The following is a 2,410-nucleotide window of genomic DNA, read 5'->3' on the forward strand; positions in this document are numbered from 1 at the left end:
GTAACCGTCCGGGCAACACACCTACCTGAGAGCGTCGCCTAAGGCGATGGTGTCCACCTGATTTTAAGTGGACACCATTTCTAGCCTTTTTAAGGGGACGCTCATGCAACAAGAACGCCGTACCTATTCCAAATCCTTCAAGGCCCAAGTCGTTGCCGAGTGTGCACTGCCTGACACCTCGATTGCGAGTGTTGCGCTGACCCACAACCTCAACGCCAATCTCGTCCATAAGTGGATTCGGCTGCATGGGCAGAAAAGTCTAACCCTGCAAACTTCCTTCATCCCGATCAAGTCACCGGTTCCGGTGGCTATGCATCAAACGCTTCCCAGCATAATTCGAATCGAAGTACCGTCCCAAAAAGGTGTGGTCGTTGTGAATTGGCCTGCCGAAAATGCAGCCGCGTGTTCCGTGTTCCTGCGCGACCTGCTGCGATGATCCGTATCGATTCCATCTGGCTCGCCACTGAACCGATGGACATGCGCGCCGGTACCGAAACCGCCCTTGCCCGGGTGATTGCGGTGTTCGGTGCGGCGCAGCCGCACTGCGCTTACCTATTTGCCAATCGCCGCGCCACGCGTATGAAGGTGTTGGTGCACGACGGGTTTGGCGTCTGGTTAGCGGCGCGCCGTTTAAATCAAGGTAAGTTTCACTGGCCCGGCATTCGGCATGGCGCCGAGATGGCGTTGGATGCCGAGCAACTTCAGGCCTTGGTGCTTGGCCTGCCCTGGCAACGTGTTGGGGCTGGCGGTGCAATCACGCTGCTTTAAAAGGCAGCCATTATCTGCTTGGCCTACTGCCGCAAGCGGCTTGCCTTGGTAAAATCCACGGCATGACTTCCTCGCCCAATCTTGACCAAATGACCTCCGAGCAACTGCGTGCATTCGCTGCGCAGTTGCTGTTCCAGGTTGACTCTCTGGGACAGCAAGTCGACACGATGGGCAAGAAGATCCACCGCGATCAAACCGTCATCGAGCAGCTCAGCCACGAAATCGCGCTGCTTAAACGGCACAAGTTTGCCAAGCGCAGCGAGCAACTGAGCCCTGATCAGGGCAGCCTGCTCGACGATCTGCTGGATACGGATATCGCGGCTATCGAGGCCGAACTGAAGGCGGTCAATCCACCTGCTGCGCCGGCCGAACCACGCCAGCAACCCAAGCGTGCAGCCTTACCAGCGCAGTTTCCGCGCACCGTGATCCGTCACGAGCCAGAAAACACCCAGTGCGCGTGCGGCTGCCAGCTTCAGCGTATCGGCGAGGACGTCAGTGAAAAGCTCGATTACACACCGGGCGTGTTCACAGTCGAGCAGCATGTCCGTGGAAAATGGGCCTGCCGCCAGTGCGAAACGCTGATCCAAGCACCGGTGCCGGCGCAGGTTATCGACAAAGGCATCCCGACCGCAGGACTATTGGCTCACGTGATGGTGGCCAAGTTTGCTGACCATTTACCTTTGTACCGACAAGAGAAAATCTTTGGCCGTGCCGGCCTAACCATCGCTCGTTCAACACTGGCGCAGTGGGTCGGCCAAACCGGCGTTCAGCTCCAACCGTTGGTCGATGCGCTGCGCGAGGCGGTACTGGCCCAGGGCGTGATTCACGCCGATGAAACGCCGGTGCAGATGCTCGCGCCGGGCGAGAAGAAAACCCATCGCGCTTACGTCTGGGCCTACTGCACGACGCCATTCTCGGCGCTCAAGGCTGTGGTTTACGACTTCAGCCCGAGTCGTGCGGGTGAGCATGCGCGTAATTTTCTGGGTGACTGGAACGGCAAGCTGGTCTGCGATGACTTTTCCGGCTACAAGGCCAGCTTCCAGCAAGGCATCACCGAAATCGGCTGCATGGCCCACGCCCGCCGCAAGTTCTTCGATTTACACGCAACCAACAAAAGCCAATTGGCCGAACAGGCACTGCACTCGATTGGTGGACTGTACGAAATCGAACGGCAAGCGCGGGACATGAGCGACGAAGATCGATGGCGAGTACGCCAAGAAAAAGCAGTACCCATCCTTAACGCACTGCATACCTGGATGCTGGCCCAGCGCGATCTTGTGCCCGAAGGATCGGCTATCGCCAAAGCATTGGATTACAGCCTCAAGCGCTGGGCTGCACTGGCTCGTTACGCTGACGACGGCGCTGTGCCGATAGACAACAATCCATGTGAAAACCAGATTCGGCCGTGGGCGCTTGGCCGCTCGAACTGGTTATTTGCCGGGTCACTGCGCAGCGGCAAACGGGCGGCGGCGATCATGAGCCTGATCCAGTCGGCGCGCATGAATGGGCATGATCCGTATGCCTATCTCAAGGATGTGCTGACGCGGTTGCCGACGCAGCGAGCGAGTGAGATTGGTCAACTGCTGCCGCATCAGTGGGCGCAAGCCCTAACTTACGCAAGGTGAGTTGGGCGGACGCTTAC

3 protein-coding genes are annotated in these 2,410 nt (G+C 58.3%); all 3 read left to right on the forward strand.

Translation table 11 applies throughout. From position 1 onward, the window contains the following. The first annotated feature begins 103 nt into the window (after positions 1–103). Complete coding sequence (locus GHO32_RS25865) at positions 104–436, forward strand: transposase (protein ID WP_095038627.1); 333 nt, start codon at positions 104–106, stop codon at positions 434–436. After that, a complete protein-coding gene (gene tnpB, locus GHO32_RS27005) occupies positions 433–768 on the forward strand; it encodes an IS66 family insertion sequence element accessory protein TnpB (RefSeq protein ID WP_095038628.1) in 336 nt (111 codons plus the stop codon). The genes GHO32_RS25865 and tnpB overlap by 4 nt, the downstream gene beginning before the upstream one ends. A 62-nt stretch (positions 769–830) precedes the next feature. Next, positions 831–2,393 (forward strand): IS66 family transposase, encoded by a 1,563-nt coding sequence (locus GHO32_RS25875; RefSeq protein ID WP_095038629.1) that lies wholly within the window; start codon positions 831–833, stop codon positions 2,391–2,393. The last annotated feature ends 17 nt before the right edge of the window (positions 2,394–2,410 follow it).

The organism is Pseudomonas sp. FSL R10-2189, assembly GCF_009600325.1.
GTDB classification, from domain to species: domain Bacteria; phylum Pseudomonadota; class Gammaproteobacteria; order Pseudomonadales; family Pseudomonadaceae; genus Aquipseudomonas; species Aquipseudomonas helleri.

Excerpts from the sequence above, each read along its gene's own strand:
- GHO32_RS25875 (WP_095038629.1), top strand. The coding sequence starts at position 831 with ATGACTTCCTCGCCCAATCTTGACCAAATGACCTCCGAGCAACTGCGT.
- tnpB (WP_095038628.1), top strand. The coding sequence starts at position 433 with ATGATCCGTATCGATTCCATCTGGCTCGCCACTGAACCGATGGACATG.
- GHO32_RS25865 (WP_095038627.1), top strand. The coding sequence starts at position 104 with ATGCAACAAGAACGCCGTACCTATTCCAAATCCTTCAAGGCCCAAGTC.